This is a genomic window from Methylobacterium currus, from assembly GCF_003058325.1.
Classification (GTDB): Bacteria; Pseudomonadota; Alphaproteobacteria; order Rhizobiales; family Beijerinckiaceae; genus Methylobacterium; species Methylobacterium currus.
On the sequence record NZ_CP028843.1, the window covers coordinates 3,758,172 to 3,778,422 of the forward strand.

Below are 20,251 nucleotides of genomic sequence, written 5' to 3' on the forward strand. Positions count from 1 at the left end.
AGGGGAGGGGCGGGCGCGCCCGCCTCACATCACTTCGATGTCGGCCTGGAGCGCACCGGCGGTCTTGATCGCCTGGAGGATCGAGATCAGGTCGCGCGGGCCGATGCCGAGCGCGTTGAGCCCGTCGACTAATTCGCGCAGGGTCACGCCCTCCTTGACCAGGGCGAGCTTGTTCTTCTCGCCGGCATCGACCTTGAGGGCGGTGCGCGGCACCACCACGGTCTCGCCGTTGGAGAACGGCGCCGGCTGGCTCACCTGCGGCTGCTCGGTGATGGTGACGGTGAGGTTGCCCTGGGCCACCGCCACGGTGGAGACCCGCACGTCGCGGCCCATCACGATGATGCCGGAGCGCTCGTCGATCACCACCCGGGCGGTCTGGTCGGGCTCGACCTTCAGTTGCTCGACCTCGGTGAGCAGCCGGATCATGTTGCCCTGGTAGCGCGCCGGCACCTGCAGGGTGACGGTCGAGGGGTCGGTCGGCTCGGCGGTGTCGGCGCCCATGAAGTCGTTGATCGCCGCGGCGATGCGCTTCGAGGTGGTGAAGTCGGGGTTGCGCAGCGAGAGGCGCAGGCACTTCTGCTCGTTGAGCTTGAAGGCGATCTCGCGCTCGATCACCGCGCCGTTGGCGATGCGGCCGTTGGTCGGCACGCCGCGGGTGATCTTGGCCGCGTCGCCCTCGGCCTGGAAGCCCGCGATGGCCAGCGACCCTTGCGCCACCGCGTAGGCCTCCCCGTCGGCGGCGAGGAGCGGCGTGACGAGCAGCGTGCCGCCCTGGAGCGACTTGGCGTCGCCGAGCGACGACACCGTGACGTCGATCCGCGTGCCCTGCGCGGCGAAGGGGGGGAGGTTGGCCGTCACCATCACGGCGGCGAGGTTGGCGGTGCGCATGGTGGCGCCCCGTGTGTTCACGCCGAGCCGCTCCAGCATCGCCTGCACCGATTGCTTGGTGAAGGGCGCGTTGTTCAGCGTGTCGCCGGTGCCGTTGAGGCCGACGACGATGCCGTAGCCGATGAGCTGGTTGCTGCGCATGCCCTCGACGCTGGCGAGATCCTTCACCCGCGACAGGGCGAGGGCGGGACCGGACGCCAGGAGGAGGACGGGCAGAACGCAGGAGAGGAACGCGAGGGCGAGGAGGCGAAGGCGCATGGCGGGGGTTTCCGAGACTCGGACAACCGAATTGCCAGGACCGTGCCAGCCCCCGGATCGCCCGTAAGTCTCTGGTAAGGTTACCGATCCGTTTCTCGCCCGAGCTGCCGGCGGGCGATCCGGACCCGGTCGTTTTCGCCCCGGCGGCAAGATCTGCCGCCTCGTTTACGGCGCATTCACCATACCGGGGCGAGGTTCATGGCGCGAACAGAGAACCCTGTGACCCGGACCCAGATCCCATGCGCGTCGACACCCGCCTCGCGGCCGCTCCCCTGTCGGGAGCCGGCGCGCGCACCCTGCCGGCAGGTGGCGTGTTCACCCTTGACCTGGATGGTGCGCGCGGGCCGACCAGCGCCGGCAGCGCGATGCCGCTCGCCAATCTGAGCGCCATCCTGACCCTCCAGAGCCAGGACGAGGTCGCCGCCGACCGCCGCCGCCGGGCGACGAAGCGCGGCCACGACCTCCTCGACGCCCTCGACCGCCTCAAGGCCGCCTTGCTCGGCGGCCGCGTCGCCGCGAGCGAGCTGCAGGCCATCGCCGGCCGCCTCGCCGAGCGCAACGGCGCCACCGGCGACCCCCGCCTCGACGACCTCATCGGTCATATCGAATTGCGGGCGCAGGTGGAGCTGGCGAAGCTCGGGATGGTGGGGGGGTGACGAGCCGCCGCACTGTGGAGCGAGACGGGGGCCGGCGTCCTGGTGGTCGCCGCCAAGGCGTGCCTGGCCGGGGGGAGCCCCCCGCGCCGTTGACGCGTCACCCCCGCTCGCCCACAACGGCGCCCGCTTGAAGACGGGCGGCCTTGGTGTCGCCGCAAGACCCGCGCCACGTCGCCCGCGATGCTGTTCAATTCCTTCCCGTTCCTCCTCGGCTTCCTGCCGGTCGCACTCATCCTCCACGCGCTCGTGGCCCTGCACCGGCCGGGCTTGCGGCTGCCGCTGCTGGTTCTCCTCTCGCTCGTGTTCTACGGCTGGTGGGACCCGCGCTTCGTGCCGCTGCTGGTGGCGTCGATCGGGCTGAACTGGCTCGTCGCGCGCTGGTTCGGACGGAGCCGGGCCGCCCTGTTGATCCCGCTCGCCATCGCCGCCAACCTCGCGGTGCTGGCCCTGTTCAAGTATGCGGGGTTCCTGGCCGGTCTCGCCTCCGTGCTGCCGGGGCTGCACGACCTCCCGCGGCCGAGCCTCGCCCTGCCGCTCGGCATCTCGTTCTTCACCTTCCACCACGTGATGTACCTGACCGACCTGCGCGCCGGCCGGGCGCCGCCGATGGACCTGACGCGCTACGCCCTCTACATCGCGTTCTTCCCCCAGGTGCTCGCCGGCCCGCTGGTGCGCTGGAGCGAGATCCTCCACCAGTTCGACGAGAAGCCGTACGCCCGGCCGGACGCCGCCGAGCGGATCGGGCGGGGCCTGATGCTGCTCTGCATCGGCCTGGCCAAGAAGGTCTTCCTCGGCGATCCGCTGGCGGCCTACGCCAACCCGGTCTTCGAGGCAGCCGCCGCCGGCAAGGGGGTGAGCGTGGCGGAGGCCTGGCAGGGCACGCTCGCCTTCACGTTCCAGATCTACTTCGATTTCTCCGGCTATACCGACATGGCTCTGGGCCTGGCGCTGCTGTTCGGGATCGTGCTGCCGCAGAATTTCGACGTGCCCTACCGTGCCACGTCGCTGCGGGAATTCTGGCGGCGCTGGCACATGACGCTGTCGCGCTTCCTGCGCGACTACCTCTACATCCCGTTCGGCGGCAACCGCCGGGGGTTCGGCGTCCAGATCGCCGCGCTCTTCGCCACCATGACGCTCGGCGGCCTGTGGCACGGCGCCGGCCTCACCTTCGTCGCCTGGGGGGCGGCGCACGGTGCCGGCCTCGGGGCCGGCACCGTGTGGCGCCGGGCCGGGCTGCCGATGCCGGCGCTGCTGGGCTGGGCCCTGACCTTCGCCTTCGTGGCGCTGACCTGGGTGCTGTTTCGCGCCACCAGCTTCGAGGCGGCCCTCGCGGTGTTCAAAGGGCTGTTCGGCCTCGCGCCGGTCGGCCACGGCTTCAAGTGGCGCGCCTTCGTGCCCGCCGCCCTGGTGGCGCTCGTCGGCCCGACCGCCTGGGCGGCGGTCCACCGCCTGCCGCCGCGGCCGGCCCTGGCGATCGCCTTCGCGGTGCTCCTCGTCGCAGTGCTGCTGCGCATCGGCGACGACGCCAACTACGAGTTCATCTATTTCCAGTTCTGAGGGGGCCGATCCGATGCGCGCTGATCCCTCAGGCGAGACCGAGGCCGCGTGGCGCCGCTTCTCCGTCCGCCTCGTCGTCGCGGCGGGGCTGCTGCTCGCCGGGTACCTCGCGCTGGCGCTGGCGGTCGACCCCTACGACACCGGCCGGCCCCGGCTCCTCGACCGCGACGGCGTGCGCCCGCAAGGGCCCCGCACCGCCACGGCGAGCCGGGGGCGCGACCCCGCCTTCACGGCGGCGGTCGTCGGCAACTCGCACATCCAGCTCATCAAGCCGGCGGCCTTACGCGCCGCCACCGGGATCCCGTTCGTCCAGCTCTCGGTGCCGGGCACCGGCCCGGGCGAGCAGCTCCTCGTCGCCGACTATTTCCTGCGCCACCACCCGCAGGCGCGGGCCCTGGTGATCGGGGCCGACGCGTTCTGGTGCACCGGCGACCCGGCCTTGCCGATGCAGCGGCCCTTCCCGGCCTGGCTCCTCGCCGAGGATTGGGCGGGGTACCTGCGCGGCCTCCTGCGGGTGCGCGTCGTCGGGGAGATCGTCAACCGGATCGGCTGGGCGATGCGCTCGGCCCCGCGCCGGGCCGCGCCGGACGGCTACTGGGATTACGAGCCGGATTACCTCAACCTCGGCGATCCCGACATGCCGGAGCGGGTCGCTTCCCGCGCGCGGCTGGCCCCGGCCGATCCCGATCCGGGGGAGGGCGGGCCCGACTTCCCCGCCGCCACCGCCCTGCGCGCCCTGGCGGAGCGCTTGAGGCCGGACACGGCGCTGGTCCTGGTCTTCCCCCCGGTCTTTGCCGCGACGCAGCCCCGGCCCGGCACGCCCCGGGCGGCGGCGCAAGCCGCCTGCCGCGCCGCGCTGGCGGGCGCGGTCGCCCCGCGGGGCCGCGTCGTCGACTGGTCCGGCGACCGGCCCGAGCTGCACGATCCCACCCTGTTCTTCGATGCGAGCCATTACCGCCAGCCCCTCGCCCGCCGCCTCGAGGCCGACATCGTCGCGGCCCTGCGGGACGGGGCTGCGGCGGGTGCAGATGCGCCACGACCGTGACACGTTTGCAGCAGGCCGTCCCCGTCCCCTGGTCCGGTCCTTGCCTGCCGCGGAGAGACATTGTGATGTCGTGCAGCCTCTATTATAGGGCTGCGCCAAGTGGGTCGCGGCCATGACGACGGCTGCGGTCAGGACAACAGCGATTTTCCGAGGGGCGCGATGGCGAAGATCGTGATCGAGGAGGGCTACGCCCCCAATGACGCCGAGCCCTTCATGAACGAGCGTCAGCGGGAGTATTTCCGCCGCAAGCTCCAGGGCTGGAAACAAGACATTCTGCGCGAGGCCCAGGACACCCTGGTGGCGCTGCAGAGCGAGAACGAGAACCACCCCGACCTGACCGACCGCGCCTCGTCCGAGACCGACCGGGCGATCGAGCTGCGGGCCCGCGACCGGCAGCGCAAGCTGATCGCCAAGATCGACGCGGCCCTGTCACGGATCGAGGACGGCTCCTACGGCTATTGCGAGGAGACCGGCGAGCCGATCTCGCTCAAGCGCCTGGAGGCCAGGCCCATCGCGACGCTGTCGCTCGAGGCCCAGGAGCGCCACGAGCGCCGGGAGCGGGTGTACCGGGACGATTGAGGGGGCTTCGGCTCCAACGGCCCCATCAAGGCTCGCCGGCTCTGAACCCTCCCGGAGGGTGGCGAACGAAGTGCCGCCGGGAGGGGCAGCGCGACGTTGATCCAGTGTGCGCCCGTCATCACGGTCGCGACTTCTCCGGAATCGGGGTTCCCCTCTCCCGGCCCCTGCTGATGCGGGGGCCACCCTCCCCCGCAGAGGGGGGAGGGTTCACGCGCTGGCACCGAAGCGCTCCATCCTGTCGGCATCGAAAACGAGAGCGGCCCCGGCGGGAGTGCCGGGGCCGCGCCGCGTCCGGGTGGCTCAAGGGGGGAGCGTGCCGCCCGGTGCGGGATTCTTCACGGGCCATTCGGGGCGAACGACCCCGTTCGCGCGAACGTCCCGTTCGTCAGAACGGCAGCACGATGTCCAGGAACTGCTGGCCGTAGCGCGGCTGCTGCACGTCGGTGATCTGGCCGCGGCCGCCATAGGCGATGCGGGCCTGGGCGATCTTGCTCGAATCGATGGTGTTGTCGGACTCGATGTCCTCCGGCCGCACCACGCCGCCGACGATCAGCTCGCGCACCTCGAAGTTGATGCGGATCTCCTGGCGGCCTTCCAGCACCAGGTTGCCGTTCGGCAGCACCTGCGTGACGATCGCCGCCACGTTGGTGGTCACCGTCTCGGCGCGCTGCACCGAGCCGGCACCGTCGTTGGTGGTGGTCGAATCCGTCGTCAGCATCTTGGCCGGATCCATGCCGGCCAGGAGCTTGGTCTTCGATTCGAGGCCGAAGGCGTTGGGCATCCCGAACGATTCGCTGTTCGAGCGCGAGCGCTTGGTCTCGTTGTTCAGGTTCGCCTTGTCGGTGACGTTGATCTTCACCGTGACGAGATCGCCGACCTTGGCGGCGCGCTGGTCCTTGAAGAAGGCGCGCGAGCCGGTGCGCCAGAGCGAGTTCGACGCGTAGGAGACCGGCTGGACGTCCGGCATCGGCAGCCGGACCGGGCGGTAGCCCGCTTGCGCGGTCGGGTCCTCGATCGCCGAGAGGGCCGGCGTCGCGCCGATATTCGTGAGCCGGTCGACGGTGTTGCAGCCGGCGAGCAGCGCGCCCGAGAGGCAGAGGAGGGCGAGGCGGGTGACCGTCATCGTGGCCTCCTCACGGCCGGGCCGAGGCGAGCCGGGCGGGGGCGGCCGGAGCCGCCGCCACCGGCACGATCGGCGCCACGGTGACGCGGCCGGGGCCGATCACGGTGGCCTGGATCACCTTCTTGGAGACCGGGTTGATCACCCCGATCACCGCCCCGAGGGGGCCGCCCTCGCGGGCCTGGCCGCGGAGCGCCAGCGCCACGCCGGGGGTCTCGTACACGATGGTGACCGCCTCGCCGCGGGCGACGAGGTCCGGCCGGCTCAGCTCGCCGGCCCGCAGGGCGGTGCCCGCACCGAGGGATTTCTGGGCCACCTGGCCGACGAAGGCCGCCGCATCCGCCGCGCTGTCGGCCGGCAGGCCCTCGCGCGGGCGGCGCTCGACCGTGATGTCGGGGGCCGACAGCGTCTCGCCCCGGTTGATCGCCCGGGTCAGCACGGCGACGTCGGCCATCTCGACCACCTGGCCCGAGACCCGCAGCGAGGCCTGGCGCTCGCCCACCACCATCAGGGCGGAGACCCGGCGGCTGCGGGGATCGTAGGTCACCTCCTGGGCCGTCACCGCGGCGTCGAGGTCCGGCGGCACGGTGAGCACGGGCGCGTCGCCCTCGAAGGCCACCGTGACGAAGCCGGTATCGAGGCCGCGGAACTTGGCGAGCGCCGCCTTCACGGCGCCCTCGATCTCCGGACCTGCGATGCGGCGGGCCGCGCGCTGGACCGAGATCTGGAGCCGGCCGCCGCTCTCCGGCGCGTCGAGCCCGAGCCCGGCCGCCGCCTCGACGATGCGCCGCACCTGGATCGTGCCGGAGGTGCCGAGCGCCGGGGCCCGGAACAGCGCCTTCTGGGCGAGAGCCGGCGGCGCCCCGGCGACGAGGTCGCCCAGCGTGATCACGTCGCGCTCGGCGGTGATGTCGCCCTTGAGGGCGAGGCGGGGCGCTTCAGCGAGGACCGGCAGGGTCAGGAGGCCGAGCGCCACGAGCGCGAGGGCGGTGCGCGAGAGGATGCCGGGCCCGAGCAGCGCGCGGCGGGCTTCAGGGTGGGCGGGAGCGGGGTCGATCATCGGGGCGCTCATCCGCGGAACATCTGCGAGGTGGTGGAGAGCATCTGGTCGGCGGCGGTCACGACCTTCGAGTTCATCTCGTAGGCGCGCTGCGCGGCGATGAGCGAGGAGATCTCCGAGACCGCGTTGACGTTGGCCTCTTCGAGGTAGCTCTGCTGCAGGTTGCCGAACCCGTCGGTGCCGGGATTGCCGGTGATCGGAGGCCCGGAGGCCAGGGTCTCGACGAACAGGTTGTCGCCGATCGATTCCAGGCCGACCTTGTTGACGAACCGGGCCATCTGGATCTGGCCGAGATTCTGCGGCGCGGTCTGGCCGGGGATCGTCGCCTGCACGATGCCCGAGGCGCTGATCGTGACGCCGGTGGCGTTGTTCGGCACCGTGATGTTCGGGTTCATCAGGTAGCCTTCGCGGGTGACGATCTGCCCCTGCGAGTCGAGGTCGAACGAGCCGTCGCGGGTATACGAGGTGCGCCCGTCCGGCATCGTGACCTGGAAGAAGCCCTCGCCGCGCACCGCGATGTCGTAGGTCTTCTCGGTCGAGGTGAGGGTGCCCTGCGACATCACCCGGGCGGTCGAGGTGGTCTTCACGCCCGAGCCGAGGGCGAGGCCCGCCGGCAGCTGGTTGTTCTGGTCCGAGGTCGCGGTGCCGGCCCGGCGCAGGTTCTGGTAGAGCAGATCCTGGAAATGCGCCTGCTGGCGCTTGTAGCCGGTGGTGCGCAGGTTCGCGATGTTGTTCGAGATGACCTGGACGTTGAGTTCCTGGGCCGCCATGCCGGTGGCGGCAGCGTAGAGCGCGCGCATCGTTTTGGCTCCCCTTTACGCGTTGCCGACGTCGGCGAGGCGCTGGATCGCCTGGCCGCGCATCGAGTCGAGCCGCGAGACCGTGTCGGACACGAGCTGGTAGACCCGGCTCACCTCCAGCATCCGGGTCATCGCCAGGACTGGGCGGACATTCGAGCGCTCGAGCGAGCCGGGCTCGATCCGCCCCTGAGGGCCGGCCGGTTGGGCCGGGGTGCTCGACGAATAGAGGTTGGAGCCGGCATTCGTCAGGCCTTGCGGATCCGCGAAGGTGACGAGGCGCAGCTTCCCGCGGGTGCCCTGGTTGGTCGAGACCGTGCCGTCCGGCCCGATCGCCAATCCGGTCTCCTGCTGGCCGATCTGGATCGGGCCGCCGTCGCCGAGCACGGCGTAGCCGTCGCTCGTCACGATCTGCCCCTGCGCGTTCATCTCGAAGGCGCCGTTGCGGGTGTAGCGCTCGCCCTGCGGCGTCTGCACCGCGAAGAACGCCTCGCCGCGGATCGCCGCGTTGAGCGGGTTGCCGGTCGGCTCGATCGGTCCCTGGGTGAGGTCGAGGGGCGTCGCCGCATCGATCACGTAGGACAGCTTGCGGTCGGGGCGCCGGAAGGATTCCGCGCTCGCCTTCGGCATCAGGTATTCCTGGAAGCGCGTCGAGCGCGCCTTGAAGCCCGTCGTGGTGACGTTGGCCATGTTGTTGGCGATGACCTCGATCTCGCGCCCGAGGGCCATCTGGGACGAGAGCCCGATCAACTGAGCATTCTGCACCGGCTACTCCCCGACGATGCGTGGTGGAGGGCCACCCCGCTCCCCAGCGGCGGACCCGCAAGGATGATCGCAGGCTCCGTGCCAGGCCGAGGCGCGGGGATTTCCGCAGTTATGGCAAATGCTTGGTTAATCGCGGGCGTCGCCCGAGCCGGGCGTTCCGTGCCGACCCGGCAAGTTCGACCGGGCAGAAATTGCCGCCTTAACGCGGCGTTAACCGTCTTCGCACACTCTCTGGCAACGGTCCGGTGACGGATTTTCAAGGGTTGGACGGCGGGCGATGGCGAGGAAGCCGAAGAAGGCCCCGGTGCCGGAGGGCGACGGCGAGGGCGAGGATGGGGCGGTCCCCGCCGGCAAGGGCCGGAGGCGGCTGATCATCGTCGGCGCCGCGATCCTGCTGCTGGCGGCCGGCGGCGGCGGCGGCTACATGGTGATGCGCAGCCGCGCGGCGCAGGCCGAGAAGTCGGCCGCCGAGCAGAAGCTGCCGGTGGCCTTCATGGATGTCCGCGAGATGACCATGAACCTGATGCCCGAGCCCGGGCAGACCCAGGCGCGCTTCCTGCGCCTGAAGGTCGCCCTGGAGGTGCGGGACGCCAAGGTGGCCTCCGAGATCCAGCCCTTGATGCCGCGGGTCGAGGACACCTTCCAGGTCTTCGTGCGCGATCTGCGCGTCGGCGACTTCGAGGCCGCCGGCGGCACCTATCGCCTGCGCGAGGAGCTGCTGCGCCGGGTCAACGTGGCGGTCTACCCCGCCAAGGTCGACGCGGTGCTCTTCAAGGACTTCGTCATCCAATAATACCAACGGCCCAAGATGCTGGCGCATCAACTTCGATATCGGGCAAGCCGAGATCGATTAGGCCGTCGACCCATCTCGAATTTTCGATTTCAGGCTAAAGACTTGGCGAAAATTCGAGAGTGGAGCCAAAGGTCGTTTTCAACGGCCGTTGGTATTACCATCCTCGAGCGGGATTTGGTGCTTCCGTGGCCGGACCTGACGACACCATCGACGACGACGACTGGGCTGCGGCCCTGATCGAGCAGGGCGGGGGCGGCGACGCCTCGCTCGCCGAGGAATGGGGCGCGGCGCTGGCGGAGCAGGGCACCGCCGCCCAATCGAGCGACATGGCGGCCGAATGGGCCAACATGATCGACGAGAGCGAGACGGAGAACCTCCCCGAGCTCGCCGGCAACGACCGCATCCTGAACCAGGAGGAGATCGACCAGGTCCTCGGCTTCTCGCTGCGGGAGCTCTCGGCCTCGGGCGCGGGCGGCATCCGGGCCATCGTCGATTCGGGCGTCGTCTCGTACGAGCGCCTGCCGATGCTCGAGATCGTCTTCGACCGGATGATCCGGTTGTTGTCGACGAGCCTGCGCAACTTCTTCCAGGACAACGTCGAGGTCACGCTCGACAACATCACCTCGGTGCGCTTCGGCGACTACCTGAACGCGATCCCGCTGCCGACCCTGCTCGGCGTCTTCCGGGCCGATGCCTGGGAGAATTCGGGCATCGTGACGGTCGAGTCGAACCTCGCCTACTCGACCCTCGACCTCCTTCTCGGCGGCAAGCGCGGCGGCTCGAGCATCCGCCTCGACGGGCGGCCGTTCACGCCGATCGAGATGCAGCTGGTGCGGCGGATGGTCGAGATCATCCTGACCGACCTCGAGGCGTCGTTCCAGCCGCTCTCGCCGGTGCGCTTCCTCATCGACCGGATCGAGACCAACCCGCGCTTCGCCACCATTACCCGGCCGGCCAACGCCGCGATCCTGATCGACCTGAAGCTCGACATGGAGGGCCGCGGCGGGCTGCTCCAGATCCTCTTCCCCTACGCCGCGATCGAGCCGATCCGCGACCTGCTGCTCCAGAGCTTCATGGGCGAGAAGCTCGGCCGCGACCACATCTGGGAGAGCCACCTCGCCACCGAGATCTACCAGGCCGACGTCGCGGTCGAGGCTGTCCTGCACGAGATGTCGCTCCCCTTGCGCCGGGTGCTGTCGCTCGAGGTCGGCGACACCATCATGTTCGACGCCAAGCCCACCGACCTCATCACCCTGCGCTGCGGCGACTGGGCGATGACGCAAGGGCGGATCGGCCGTCTCGACGACAGCATCGCCGTGCAGGTGACCCGTCCCCTGCGACGCTCCCGCACCACCCTCGCGGCCTTCGAAGCCTCGATGCAGAACCGCAAGGACGGCTAGGGCCGCATGTCCCCCATCACTCCCCGCAGCGAGGCCGTTTCGTGAGCCTGATCATCAGCATCCTGGCCGACCTGCTGGTGTCGGTCCTGCTCGTCGCCTGCATCGTCACCTCGGTCGGCCTCGGCCGCCGCATCACGCGCCTCAAGGGCGACGAGACCGCCATGCGCCAGACCATCGGCGACCTGATGGTGGCGACCGAGACCGCCGAGCGGGCGATCACCGGCCTGCGCACCACGCTGGCCGAGTGCGACCGCACCCTTGCCGAGCGCCTGCGCCTGGCCGAGCGCACCAATGCCGACCTCGCCGCCCAGCTCCAGGCCGGCGACGAGGTGCTGTCGCGCATCGGCCGCATCGTCGCCCAGGCCCGGGCGGCGGTGCCCGGCGAGATGCCGGATGCGGCGGCCCAGCCCGCCGTCCAGGCCGCCTTCGCGCAGGCCGAGCCCGTGCAGCAGAGTCCCACGGCGCCGCTCTCTGCGCCCCAGCCCGCCGCACCCCCTATCTTCGCGGCCCCCGTCTCGGCCGCACCCGTGGCCCCCGTTCCGCCGCCGGTCTCCACCGGCGAGCGCCTCGGCGCCGCCGCCGCCGCCGCCCGCGCCCTCAGCGAGCGGGCCCTGAGCCGCCTGCAGGCCCAGGCCGCATGACCCTCGCGCTGCTCCTGCGTCGCCTCTCCGGGCTGCCCCTGGCGGAAGCCCTGGCCGGCGGCCCCACCGTCGCCATGGCCGGCGCCGCGACCCAAGCCGCCGCGCCATCCACAGCCGCCGCGCCGTCCAATGCCGCGGCAGCCGACCCCGCGGCACCCCAGGCTGCGACGGCCAAGGCTGCGACGGCCAAGGCGGCAGCGGCCAAGGCGGCAGCGGCCAAGCCCGCGGCGGCGGCCAAGCCCGCGGCGGCCAAGGCCACAGGAGCCGGCGCTGCCCAGCCCGCCGGCACGCTCCCCGCCCGAGTCCCGCAGCCCCCTCCCTCCCTCGCCGTGCTGGTTCAGCGCCTGCTGGCGAATCCGGTCTGGCGCGGGCCGATGATCCGCCTGCGCGTCGTCGATGCCGTGGCGGTGGCGGCGTCGGGGCTCCTGCTGCTGAAGGTCCTCGCCGTCCTCGAGACCGGGCCGTCCACCGGCGCCCGCTTCGCCGAGTTCCTGGTCCATGCCCGCTCCGGCTACGAGCCCCTCGACCCGACGGTCACCGGGTCGCTCTCGCCCAAGGAGGCGTCGAAGGACGCCCCGAAGGAGCCGGCGACCGCCTCCCCTCCGCCGGAGTCGCGCCGGCCGGCCGCCGAGCCGGTCGCGTCCTCCGAGCGGGCGATCCTCGAGAAGCTCGGCGCCCGGCGCGAGGCCCTGCAGCAGCGCTCGCGCGACCTCGAGACCCGCGAGCAGCTGATCGAGAATGCCGAGCGCAAGCTCGAGACCCGCATCAACGACCTCAAGACCCTGGAGCAGAAGGGCGACGACGCGGCGGCCAAGCGTGCCGAGGCGGAGGCCGCGGGGCTCAAGTCCCTGGTGACGATGTACGAGACGATGAAGCCGAAGGAGGCCGCCCGGGTCTTCGACCGGCTGAAGCTCGAGGTGCTGGTCCCGGTGGTGGTCGGCATGAACCCGCGCAAGATGGCCGAGGTGCTGGCGGTGATGCAGCCCGAGGCGGCCGAGCGCCTGACCGTGGCGCTCGCCCAGCGCGCCCGCGGCGCCGGCGGGCCGAAATCCGCCTCCGCCGCCCCGGGCCTGCCGCCCGGCGAGCTGCCGGCGATCGACGGGGCGCGCTGACGCCCCGTCGGCCCCCGGGCCGCGCCGTCGCCCGAAGGCGCGGCGGCCGCGCGTCGGCTCCCCTGCGCCGGCCCTTCCCTTGCGTCTGCCCCTTGCGTCTGCCCTTGGGGATTAAGTGCTCATTAGCCCTGTGGCGGCATGGTACCGGCTTAAGGGTTATCGGGCGGATGCGATGGGTTCGACGGGCAGGAGCCGCCGCGCAGCGGCACTGATCGCACTGGCGGCGCTGACCGTCGGCGCGGGCACGGCCGACGCGGCGCAGCTCGTGGCGATCCAGGGCAGCGAGCAGCAGAATTTCGGGCGCATCGCGCTCACCTTCGACCACGGGGTGAAGGTCACCGCCAAGGTCACCGGCGGCGTGCTGGTGGTCGCCTTCCGTGAGCCGGTGACCGGCCAGCGCGAGCGCCTGGCCGCCGAGATGCCGGCCTACGTGGCGCAGGTTCGCCGCGATCCGGACGGCGCGGGCCTGCGGGTCGCGCTCCAGGCCTCGTACAAGGTCAACGTGCTGGAGGCGGGTGAGCGGGTCTTCATCGACCTGATGCCCGAGGGCTGGACCGGTATGCCGCCGGGCCTGCCGCCGGAGGTGCTGGCCGACCTGTCCCGCCGGGCCGAGGAACTCAGCGAGCGCCTGCGCCGCGACGCCGTCCGGGCCCGGCGCACGACGCCGCTGCGCCTCGAAGTGGCCCATCTGCCGACCCTGACCCGCCTCTCGGTCCGCCTGCCGCGGGAGGCCGAGGTGGAGATGGAGCGCGCCGGCTCCGAGGTTCGCCTGCGCATCCCCGGCGCCTACACGATCGAATCGACCGAGGCCCGCGCCGCTCTGCGGCCGGCCGCGGCGGCGCTCGCGGCCGAGGCCGGGATGGAAGCCGCCCGCCTGACCCTGACGCTCGCCGAGGGCTTCACCGCGGAAGGCTACCGCGAGGACGAGTCCTACGTCCTCGATCTCGTCAAGCCGGCGGGCAAGAGGCCGGAAGACAAGAAGCCGGAAGACAAGAAACCGGAGGACAGGAAGCCGGTGGCCGCGATGCCGGACCCGTCGCCGGTTCCCGCGGCCCGGGCCGAGGCCCCGTCCCCGAGCGAGCCGCGCCCGCAGGTCGAAGCCCGCCCGCAGGCGGAGGCGCCCGCGCCCGCCCCGGCGGAGCCGGCCGCGTCCGCGGGCCCGGTCCAGGCCCGGGTCGCCCGGGCGGGCCAGGGGCTGCGGATCGCCTTCCCGTTCGCCGCCCGGCCGCCGGCAGCCCTGTTCGAGCGCGGTGGAATCGCCACCCTGGTGTTCGAGAGCACCGCCGCGATCGCCCTGCCGTCGCTGCCGGCGGGGGCGCCGGCGAGCGTCACCGAGGGGCCGCGGGCGGAGGGGGCCTTCACGGTCCTGCGCCTGCGCCTCGATTCGGGCATGATCGCCCAGCTCGCGGCCGGCGAGGGGCAGGGCTGGGACCTGGTGCTTGGCGATACCAGCTTGCCAGGGGGCGACATCCTGGCGCCGCAGCGCAGCGCCGATCCCACCGGCAAGCCCGCGGTGGCAGTGCCGCTGTCGCGCCCCGGCGGCGCGCTGTGGCTGGAGCGCGACGGCGAGCGCATCGCCGTGGCGACGGCCCGCGGCCCGCGCATCGCCGGGCTGCCGAAGCGTGGCCGGTTCGTCGAGTTCGAGCTGCTGCCGAGCCGCCAGGGCGTGGCCGTGCTGGCGGCGGCGGACGACCTCGCCGTGCGCCCCGGCCTCGCCGAGGTGACGATCACCCGTCCCGGCGGGTTGGCGGTCTCGCCGACGGTGGTCGAGACGCCCGAGGCCGCCCAAGCCGCGGCCCAGGCCGCCGCCCTGCTGGTGCAGCCCGATCGCTGGCGCGAGGACCAGCGCGGCGACGTGCGCGCGCGCATCCGCGCCGCGCAAGCCGCGGCCGCCGCGGCCGAGCGGCCGGCCCGCTCCGCCGCGCGGCTCGACCTCGTGCGGGTCCTCCTCGCCAACGACTTCGCGGCCGAGGCCGCCGGCGTGCTGGCCCTCGCGGTCCGGGAGGATCCGGCGCTCGCGGCCGAGCGGCCGGTGCGGCTCCTCTCGGCCATCGCCGCCCTGCGCCTGGACCAGGACGCGCGGGCGGCGGGCTTCCTCACCCCCGACGGCAAGCGGGCGCTGGACCCCGAGCTGCGGCTGTGGCGCGGCGTCGTCGATGCGCGCGGCCGGCGCAGCGCCGCGGCGATCACCGCCTTCAAGGCCGGCATGCCGCTGATCGAGGCCTATCCGGACGATTTGCAGGTGCAGCTCTACCTGTCGGCCGTACAGGCCGCCCTCGACGCCAAGGACCCGGCCTTCGCCCAGCGGGCGCTCACCGCCGTGTCGTCCCTCGCCGATGCGCCGCAGGCCCGCGACCGGCTGGCCTTCTACAAGGCGCGCTTCGCCGAGGCGATCGGCCAGGACGGCGAGGCCCGCCGCACCTATCAGCAGATCGCCGAGACCGGCGCGCCCGCCATCGCCGCCGAGGCGACCCTGCGGGGGGTCGATCTCGGGCGGGCCACCGGCACGATGACGCCGGAGGCGGCGATCGACCGCCTCGAGCGCCTGATCCTGACCTGGCACGGTGAGGCGGAGGCCGAGGCCCTGGCCCGGCTCGGCCGGCTCTATGCCGGCGTCGGCCGCTGGCGCGACGCCTTCGCGACCGCCCGCAAGGCCAACCGCCTCTTCCCCGACCACCCGGTGACCCGCGGCCTGCACGACGACACGGTGGCCCTGTTCGCCGCCCTGTTCCTGTCGGACCGGGGCGACAGCCTGGGCAAGATCGAGGCCCTGGCGCTGTTCTACGACTTCAAGGAATTCACGCCGGTCGGCCGCCAGGGCGACGAGATCGTGCGCCGTCTCGCCGACCGCCTCGTCGCCCTCGACCTCCTCGAGGCCGCCGGCGAGCTGCTCCAGCACCAGGTCGACAACCGCCTCACCGGTGCGGCGCGGGCGAGCGTGGCAGCACGGCTGGCGACCGTCCGGCTGATGGAGGGCGAGCCGCTGAAGGCCCTCAAGGTGCTGCAGAACACCCGTCTGCCGGAACTGCCGGCGCAGATCCGCGACGCGCGCCTGCTGCTCGAGGTTCGGGCCCTCTCCGACCTCTCGCGCACCGACCTCGCCCTCGAATTGCTCGACGGCAACACCACCCCGGAGGCGGCGCATTTACGCGGCGACATCCTGTGGAGCGCGCGGCGCTGGCGCGAGGCCGGGGAGGCGCACGAGTCCCTGCTCGGCACCCGCTGGCGCGAGCCCGGCCCCCTGACCGATGCCGAGCGCGGCGACGTGATGCGGGCGGCGATCGGCTACGCCCTGGCGGAGGATACCTTGAGCCTCGACCGCCTGCGCTCGAAATTCACCGCGAAGATGGCCGAGAGCCCGGACGCCCGCACCTTCGGCCTCGTCGCCTCGCCGAACGCCTCCGGTACCGCGGCGTTCCGCAGCCTCGTGCGCCAGGCGACCAGCGCCGAGACCCTGACCGACTTCCTGCGCGCCTACCGGGCCCGCTACCCCGAGAGCGCCGCGCCGGAGCGGCCGAAGCCGAGCCCGGACGGGAACCCGGCCCAGGGTGCTGCCCCCACGCCCGAGGCGCGCGGCGCCGGCGGGCCGTCGCCGGGCTGAGGCTCGGCTCGGGCGTCCGGGGATCGCGGCGGCGCTACCGCCCGGGCTCGGCGCCGTCCGGACGGTCGAAGCGGGGCAGCCGACGGCCGGGCAGGAGGTCGTAGGGCGCCTGCCAGCCGGGCAGGGCCGCGATCCGACCCAGCCAGAGATGAACCGCGGGATGGCTCACCGCGAGGTCGTAGCCGGTCTCGTCCGCCGGGTAGGAGAGGTAGGCGCAGAGCGACAGGTCGGCGACGGTCGCCCGATCGCCGATGACGAAGGCGCGGCTCTCCACCTGCTGCGCGAGGATGCCCAGGAAGTCGTCCACCCGTGCGCGCAAGTATGTCAGCACCGCCGGATCGGCCCGGCGGCTGAAGGTGCGCATGAAGCGGTAGGTGGCCATGTGGGCGGAGAGCTTCTGGTTGTCCCAGAACAGCCAACGCAGCACCTCGAACCGCTCGGCCTCGCCCTCGCCGCCGAGGCGACCGTAGCGGTTGGAGAGCCGCAGCAGGATCGGGCCGGTCTGAGTCAGGCTCTCGCCGTCATCCTCCAGCACCGGGATCTCGCCCATCGGATTGACCGCGCGCCGCCACTCCGGCGTCCAGGTCACCCGCGCGCCGAAATCGGTCCAGACCGGATCGAATGTTTCGCCGCACAGGGTCAGCATCAGCCCCAGCTTGTAGCTGTTGCCGGATTCGGGGAAGTAGTGAAGGCGATAGTGACTCACGGGCGGGAGGTCTCCGCATCGGACGCGGGGAGATCTAACACGCGCAGCGGTGTCCGTCCGGGCGACGGCAAGAGCTGCCCCATCCCGGACAGGTCCTCCCCACGTTCGCGCAGCTCGGGAGGCGGATCAGACCTCGCCCTCGCCCGCCGGGGCGGGCCGGGGCCGCGGCTCGTCGCCGGTCGTGCTGGTGCCGGGATCGAGGGCGTCGGCTTTTCGGGCGGCATCGTGATCGGCCGGGGTCACGCCGGCCTTGGCGGCCGCCTTGTCCTCGTCGCGACGGGTCAGGTGCGGTCGGGCAGTGAGCAGGTCGTCGCGGCTGCCGGGCATGGGCGTCTCCTCCGGTGGGCGCAGCCCAACGCGGGGCGGCATGGTCCGGTTCGACATCCTCAACCGTTGTCGAGCCCTGCGGCGACTCTGACGTCTAGGAAATCAGGATAGGTTCAAGGCCAGATCAGGTCGTGCCCTGCTCAGGGCCGGCATCAACACCATCAAAGGGTGTTGGTGCCCAGGAGAGGACTCGAACCTCCACGGCTTGCACCACTGGTACCTGAAACCAGCGCGTCTACCAATTCCGCCACCTGGGCCCGAAGCGCTGCTTGGCAGCGCCGCGGTTAGGGTCGTTTAAAGGGCGGAGGGGGCGGCGTCAACGGGATTGAGTGCCCTCCACGAGGGGAGGGGGCCGTTTTCGGGATTCGCCCGACCATCGCGCCGCACCACCAGGGAGTCGGGGCTTTGGGAGGAGTGCGCGGGGGCAGGTCGGGATCGGGCAGACTTCGACCAACCGTCCGGATGGGGCCGACAGCCTCGCCGGTGCGCCGGAGCCGTAAGGTGCCGTTCACGCCACCTTGGCCGGGTGAGCGGCTTCGCTCGCCTCACGGATGGCGCGCAGAGTGCGCTGGCGGATCACGCCGCTCACGGGACGAATGAGGTACCAGTAATACCGCCGCGCCTTCGAACGGACTCGTTCGAAGGCGCGGCGGTATCAGGTGCGGAACGCCGTCGTGCGGATCGGTCGACGCAGACGATCCGGGTTTCCGTGGACAGGATCGTCACGTCTTCCTTCGTCAAATCCTCGCTCGTCGGGTCGACGGCGAAATTGAGGGCGAGCTTCGCCAGTCCCGGCTCGTTCAGCGCGAGCAGGTCGCGGCCATCCGCCCGCGGCACCAGATCGAAGTCGGGTCGCCAGAAGCGTCCGGCGAGGCCGTAGACGATCTCGCGGCTTCCCCCCTCCATCAGGGTGAAGTTGTCGATGCCGAAAGGCGGCGGCGCCTCGCTCCGCGGATGCGCGAGGCGGCCAGCGACGCGCATCGGCCATTCGCGCAGGGCGATCGTCCGCCGGAAGACAGGATCGCTGTCCGTCCTGTAGGCGGACACGGCCGCCAGGATGGCGTCCGCGGAGGCGCGCACGCGCAAGCTGTGCCGCTCGCTGAAATCCGGGTTCGCGACCTAGCGATCGATCAGTGCCATCCGGGATCCTGCCGGCTGCCGTCGATCGGCTGACCGGCTATCGACGCACCCTCTCTCTACAGCAGATTGTGTGATCCGACGGTGGCTGTCTCAGATCTGCCGATCGGATCCGGATCGATCCGCGAGCCTGTCGCTTCGCAGGCGGCATCAACACCACTGAAGGGTGTTGGTGCCCAGGAGAGGACTCGAACCTCCACGGCTTGCACCACTGGTACCTGAAACCAGCGCGTCTACCAATTCCGCCACCTGGGCCCGAAAGCGCCGCCTTGGCGGCGCCCCGGTGTCAGTCGTTTAGTCGGCGGCAGAGCCGGCGTCAACGCCGAACTCCGCCGTTTCGAGAGACCCAGCGCAGGCGCGACGTCTCAGAGTCCTGCGGGCCACTCGCGGATGTCGACGAAGTGGCCCGCGATCGCGGCGGCGGCCGCCATCGCCGGGGAGACGAGGTGCGTGCGGCCCTTGTGGCCCTGGCGGCCCTCGAAGTTGCGGTTCGAGGTCGAGGCGCAGCGCTCGTGGGGTTTCAGGCGGTCGGCATTCATGCCCAGGCACATCGAGCAGCCCGGCTCGCGCCAGTCGAAGCCGGCCTCGATCAGGATCTTCGCGAGGCCTTCCTGCTCCGCCTGCTGCTTCACCAGGCCCGAACCCGGCACCACCATGCCGCTGACGTTCGGGTGGATCCTCTTGCCCTCGACCATCCGGGCGACGATCCGCAGATCCTCGATCCGGCCGTTGGTGCAGGAGCCGATGAACACCTTGTCGAGGGCGATGTCGGTGATCTTCTGGCCCGGAATCAGGCCCATGTAGGAGAGCGCCTTCTCCTTGGAGGAGCGCAGGTTCTCGTCCTCGATCTGGGCCGGATCCGGCACCCGGCCCTGGACCGAGATCACGTCCTCGGGGGACGTGCCCCAGGTCACGATCGGCGGCAGGTTCGCGGCGTCGAGCCGGATCTCGCGGTCGAAATGCGCGCCCTCGTCCGAGACGAGGTTGCGCCAATAGGCGACCGCCCTCTCGAACGCCTCGCCCTTCGGCGCCTTCGGCCGGTCCTTGATGTAGGCGAAGGTGGTCTCGTCGGGGGCGACCATGCCGGCCCGGGCGCCGCCCTCGATCGACATGTTGCAGATCGTCATCCGGCCCTCCATCGAGAGGGAGCGGATCGCCTCGCCGGCATATTCCAGCACGTGCCCGGTACCGCCGGCGGTGCCGATCTCGCCGATGATCGCCAGGATGATGTCCTTGGCGGTGACGCCGGCGGGCAGGCGCCCGTCGACGACGGCGCGCATGTTCTTCGCCTTCTTCTGGATCAGCGTCTGGGTGGCGAGCACGTGCTCGACCTCCGAGGTGCCGATGCCGTGGGCGAGCGCCCCGAAGGCGCCGTGGGTCGAGGTGTGGGAATCGCCGCAGACGATCGTCTGGCCCGGCAGGGTGAAGCCCTGCTCCGGCCCGATGATGTGGACGATGCCCTGCCGCTTATCCAGCGCGTCGTAATACTCGATGCCGAACTCGCGGACGTTCTCGGCCAGCGTGTCGATCTGCGTGCGGCTCTCGGGATCCTCGATGCCGAAGCTGCGGTCCGAGGTCTGGACGTTGTGGTCCACGACCGCCAGCGTCTTCTCCGGGTGGCGCACCCGGCGCCCGGCGAGACGAAGCCCCTCGAAGGCCTGGGGAGAGGTCACCTCGTGCACGAGGTGACGGTCGATGTAGAGGAGGCAGGTGCCGTCCGGCTGACGATCGACGACGTGGTCGTCCCAGATCTTGTCGTAGAGGGTGCGAGGGGCAGTCATTGGGAGTGTGACCTTGGGGTTTGTTGCC

The 20,251-nt window shown here is 71.6% G+C and carries 18 protein-coding genes and 2 tRNA genes; 9 read left to right on the top strand and 11 right to left on the bottom strand.

Going from position 1 to position 20,251, the window contains the following annotated elements; genetic code table 11:
* Positions 1 to 24 precede the first annotated feature (24 nt).
* Positions 25 to 1,146: a flagellar basal body P-ring protein FlgI gene (locus DA075_RS17510; protein ID WP_099954301.1), complete on the bottom strand. Its 1,122-nt coding sequence runs from the start codon at positions 1,144 to 1,146 to the stop codon at positions 25 to 27.
* 239 nt (positions 1,147 to 1,385) lie between these two features.
* Here DA075_RS17510 and DA075_RS17515 point away from each other — a divergent pair, with 239 nt between their 5' ends.
* From DA075_RS17515 to dksA, 4 genes are all read left to right on the top strand, one after another.
* Positions 1,386 to 1,802, top strand: coding sequence for a flagellar assembly protein FliX (locus tag DA075_RS17515; protein WP_099954302.1), 417 nt, complete (start codon positions 1,386 to 1,388; stop codon positions 1,800 to 1,802).
* A gap of 180 nt (positions 1,803 to 1,982) precedes the next feature.
* A complete protein-coding gene (locus DA075_RS17520) occupies positions 1,983 to 3,359 on the top strand; it encodes an MBOAT family O-acyltransferase (protein WP_099954303.1) in 1,377 nt (458 codons plus the stop codon).
* A 13-nt stretch (positions 3,360 to 3,372) separates the two neighbouring features.
* Positions 3,373 to 4,404 (top strand): hypothetical protein, encoded by a 1,032-nt coding sequence (locus DA075_RS17525; RefSeq protein WP_164712373.1) that lies wholly within the window; start codon positions 3,373 to 3,375, stop codon positions 4,402 to 4,404.
* Between the two features lie 159 nt (positions 4,405 to 4,563).
* Positions 4,564 to 4,983 carry an RNA polymerase-binding protein DksA gene (gene dksA, locus DA075_RS17530; RefSeq protein ID WP_060847286.1) on the top strand — a complete coding sequence of 140 codons (420 nt, stop codon included), beginning with the start codon at positions 4,564 to 4,566 and terminating at the stop codon, positions 4,981 to 4,983.
* A 385-nt stretch (positions 4,984 to 5,368) separates the two neighbouring features.
* Here the strand turns inward: dksA and flgH are convergent, their stop codons facing one another.
* From flgH to flgF, 4 genes are read right to left on the bottom strand one after another with little or no spacing between them, the layout of a single operon-like run.
* Positions 5,369 to 6,106, bottom strand: coding sequence for a flagellar basal body L-ring protein FlgH (flgH, locus tag DA075_RS17540; protein WP_099954304.1), 738 nt, complete (start codon positions 6,104 to 6,106; stop codon positions 5,369 to 5,371).
* Between the two features lie 10 nt (positions 6,107 to 6,116).
* The gene (gene flgA / locus DA075_RS17545; protein ID WP_099954305.1) at positions 6,117 to 7,163 is read right to left on the bottom strand and encodes a flagellar basal body P-ring formation chaperone FlgA; all 1,047 of its coding nucleotides are present in this window, start codon (positions 7,161 to 7,163) and stop codon (positions 6,117 to 6,119) included.
* Between the two features lie 8 nt (positions 7,164 to 7,171).
* The gene (flgG, locus tag DA075_RS17550) at positions 7,172 to 7,963 is read right to left on the bottom strand and encodes a flagellar basal-body rod protein FlgG (protein ID WP_099954306.1); all 792 of its coding nucleotides are present in this window, start codon (positions 7,961 to 7,963) and stop codon (positions 7,172 to 7,174) included.
* A 15-nt stretch (positions 7,964 to 7,978) separates the two neighbouring features.
* Positions 7,979 to 8,725 (bottom strand): flagellar basal-body rod protein FlgF, encoded by a 747-nt coding sequence (flgF, locus tag DA075_RS17555; RefSeq protein ID WP_099954307.1) that lies wholly within the window; start codon positions 8,723 to 8,725, stop codon positions 7,979 to 7,981.
* A gap of 277 nt (positions 8,726 to 9,002) precedes the next feature.
* On the opposite strand from flgF, the gene fliL reads away from it, so the two are divergent.
* From fliL to DA075_RS17585, 5 genes are all read left to right on the top strand, one after another.
* Complete coding sequence (fliL, locus tag DA075_RS17560) at positions 9,003 to 9,518, top strand: flagellar basal body-associated protein FliL (RefSeq protein ID WP_099954308.1); 516 nt, start codon at positions 9,003 to 9,005, stop codon at positions 9,516 to 9,518.
* Between the two features lie 185 nt (positions 9,519 to 9,703).
* Positions 9,704 to 10,918 (top strand): flagellar motor switch protein FliM, encoded by a 1,215-nt coding sequence (gene fliM, locus DA075_RS17570; protein ID WP_099954310.1) that lies wholly within the window; start codon positions 9,704 to 9,706, stop codon positions 10,916 to 10,918.
* Between the two features lie 41 nt (positions 10,919 to 10,959).
* Positions 10,960 to 11,559 (top strand): DUF6468 domain-containing protein, encoded by a 600-nt coding sequence (locus tag DA075_RS17575; RefSeq protein WP_099954311.1) that lies wholly within the window; start codon positions 10,960 to 10,962, stop codon positions 11,557 to 11,559.
* Positions 11,556 to 12,671 (top strand): MotE family protein, encoded by a 1,116-nt coding sequence (locus tag DA075_RS17580; protein WP_244936176.1) that lies wholly within the window; start codon positions 11,556 to 11,558, stop codon positions 12,669 to 12,671. The genes DA075_RS17575 and DA075_RS17580 overlap by 4 nt, the downstream gene beginning before the upstream one ends.
* A gap of 172 nt (positions 12,672 to 12,843) precedes the next feature.
* Positions 12,844 to 16,272, top strand: a complete 3,429-nt coding sequence (locus tag DA075_RS17585) for a tetratricopeptide repeat protein (RefSeq protein WP_099954312.1) — start codon at positions 12,844 to 12,846, stop codon at positions 16,270 to 16,272.
* Positions 16,273 to 16,306: 34 nt separating this feature from the next.
* Here DA075_RS17585 and DA075_RS17590 read toward each other — a convergent pair whose 3' ends face one another.
* From DA075_RS17590 to leuC, 6 genes are all read right to left on the bottom strand, one after another.
* Complete coding sequence (locus DA075_RS17590; protein WP_099954313.1) at positions 16,307 to 16,978, bottom strand: glutathione S-transferase family protein; 672 nt, start codon at positions 16,976 to 16,978, stop codon at positions 16,307 to 16,309.
* A gap of 126 nt (positions 16,979 to 17,104) precedes the next feature.
* A complete protein-coding gene (locus DA075_RS17595) occupies positions 17,105 to 17,305 on the bottom strand; it encodes a hypothetical protein (RefSeq protein WP_099954314.1) in 201 nt (66 codons plus the stop codon).
* Positions 17,306 to 17,477: 172 nt separating this feature from the next.
* Positions 17,478 to 17,562, bottom strand: a tRNA-Leu gene (locus tag DA075_RS17600).
* Between the two features lie 328 nt (positions 17,563 to 17,890).
* Positions 17,891 to 18,391: a hypothetical protein gene (locus DA075_RS17605; RefSeq protein WP_244936178.1), complete on the bottom strand. Its 501-nt coding sequence runs from the start codon at positions 18,389 to 18,391 to the stop codon at positions 17,891 to 17,893.
* A 221-nt stretch (positions 18,392 to 18,612) separates the two neighbouring features.
* A tRNA-Leu gene (locus DA075_RS17610) sits at positions 18,613 to 18,697 on the bottom strand.
* A 110-nt stretch (positions 18,698 to 18,807) separates the two neighbouring features.
* Positions 18,808 to 20,223, bottom strand: a complete 1,416-nt coding sequence (gene leuC, locus DA075_RS17615; RefSeq protein ID WP_099954315.1) for a 3-isopropylmalate dehydratase large subunit — start codon at positions 20,221 to 20,223, stop codon at positions 18,808 to 18,810.
* Between the last annotated feature and the right edge of the window lie 28 nt (positions 20,224 to 20,251).

Bases quoted from the DNA above. Each gene is read 5' to 3' on its own strand.
- DA075_RS17510 (WP_099954301.1), bottom strand. From the start codon at position 1,146: ATGCGCCTTCGCCTCCTCGCCCTCGCGTTCCTCTCCTGCGTTCTGCCC.
- DA075_RS17515 (WP_099954302.1), top strand. From the start codon at position 1,386: ATGCGCGTCGACACCCGCCTCGCGGCCGCTCCCCTGTCGGGAGCCGGC.
- DA075_RS17520 (WP_099954303.1), top strand. From the start codon at position 1,983: ATGCTGTTCAATTCCTTCCCGTTCCTCCTCGGCTTCCTGCCGGTCGCA.
- DA075_RS17525 (WP_164712373.1), top strand. From the start codon at position 3,373: ATGCGCGCTGATCCCTCAGGCGAGACCGAGGCCGCGTGGCGCCGCTTC.
- dksA (WP_060847286.1), top strand. From the start codon at position 4,564: ATGGCGAAGATCGTGATCGAGGAGGGCTACGCCCCCAATGACGCCGAG.
- flgH (WP_099954304.1), bottom strand. From the start codon at position 6,106: ATGACGGTCACCCGCCTCGCCCTCCTCTGCCTCTCGGGCGCGCTGCTC.
- flgA (WP_099954305.1), bottom strand. From the start codon at position 7,163: ATGATCGACCCCGCTCCCGCCCACCCTGAAGCCCGCCGCGCGCTGCTC.
- flgG (WP_099954306.1), bottom strand. From the start codon at position 7,963: ATGCGCGCGCTCTACGCTGCCGCCACCGGCATGGCGGCCCAGGAACTC.
- fliL (WP_099954308.1), top strand. From the start codon at position 9,003: ATGGCGAGGAAGCCGAAGAAGGCCCCGGTGCCGGAGGGCGACGGCGAG.
- DA075_RS17580 (WP_244936176.1), top strand. From the start codon at position 11,556: ATGACCCTCGCGCTGCTCCTGCGTCGCCTCTCCGGGCTGCCCCTGGCG.
- DA075_RS17585 (WP_099954312.1), top strand. From the start codon at position 12,844: ATGGGTTCGACGGGCAGGAGCCGCCGCGCAGCGGCACTGATCGCACTG.
- DA075_RS17595 (WP_099954314.1), bottom strand. From the start codon at position 17,305: ATGCCCGGCAGCCGCGACGACCTGCTCACTGCCCGACCGCACCTGACC.
- leuC (WP_099954315.1), bottom strand. From the start codon at position 20,223: ATGACTGCCCCTCGCACCCTCTACGACAAGATCTGGGACGACCACGTC.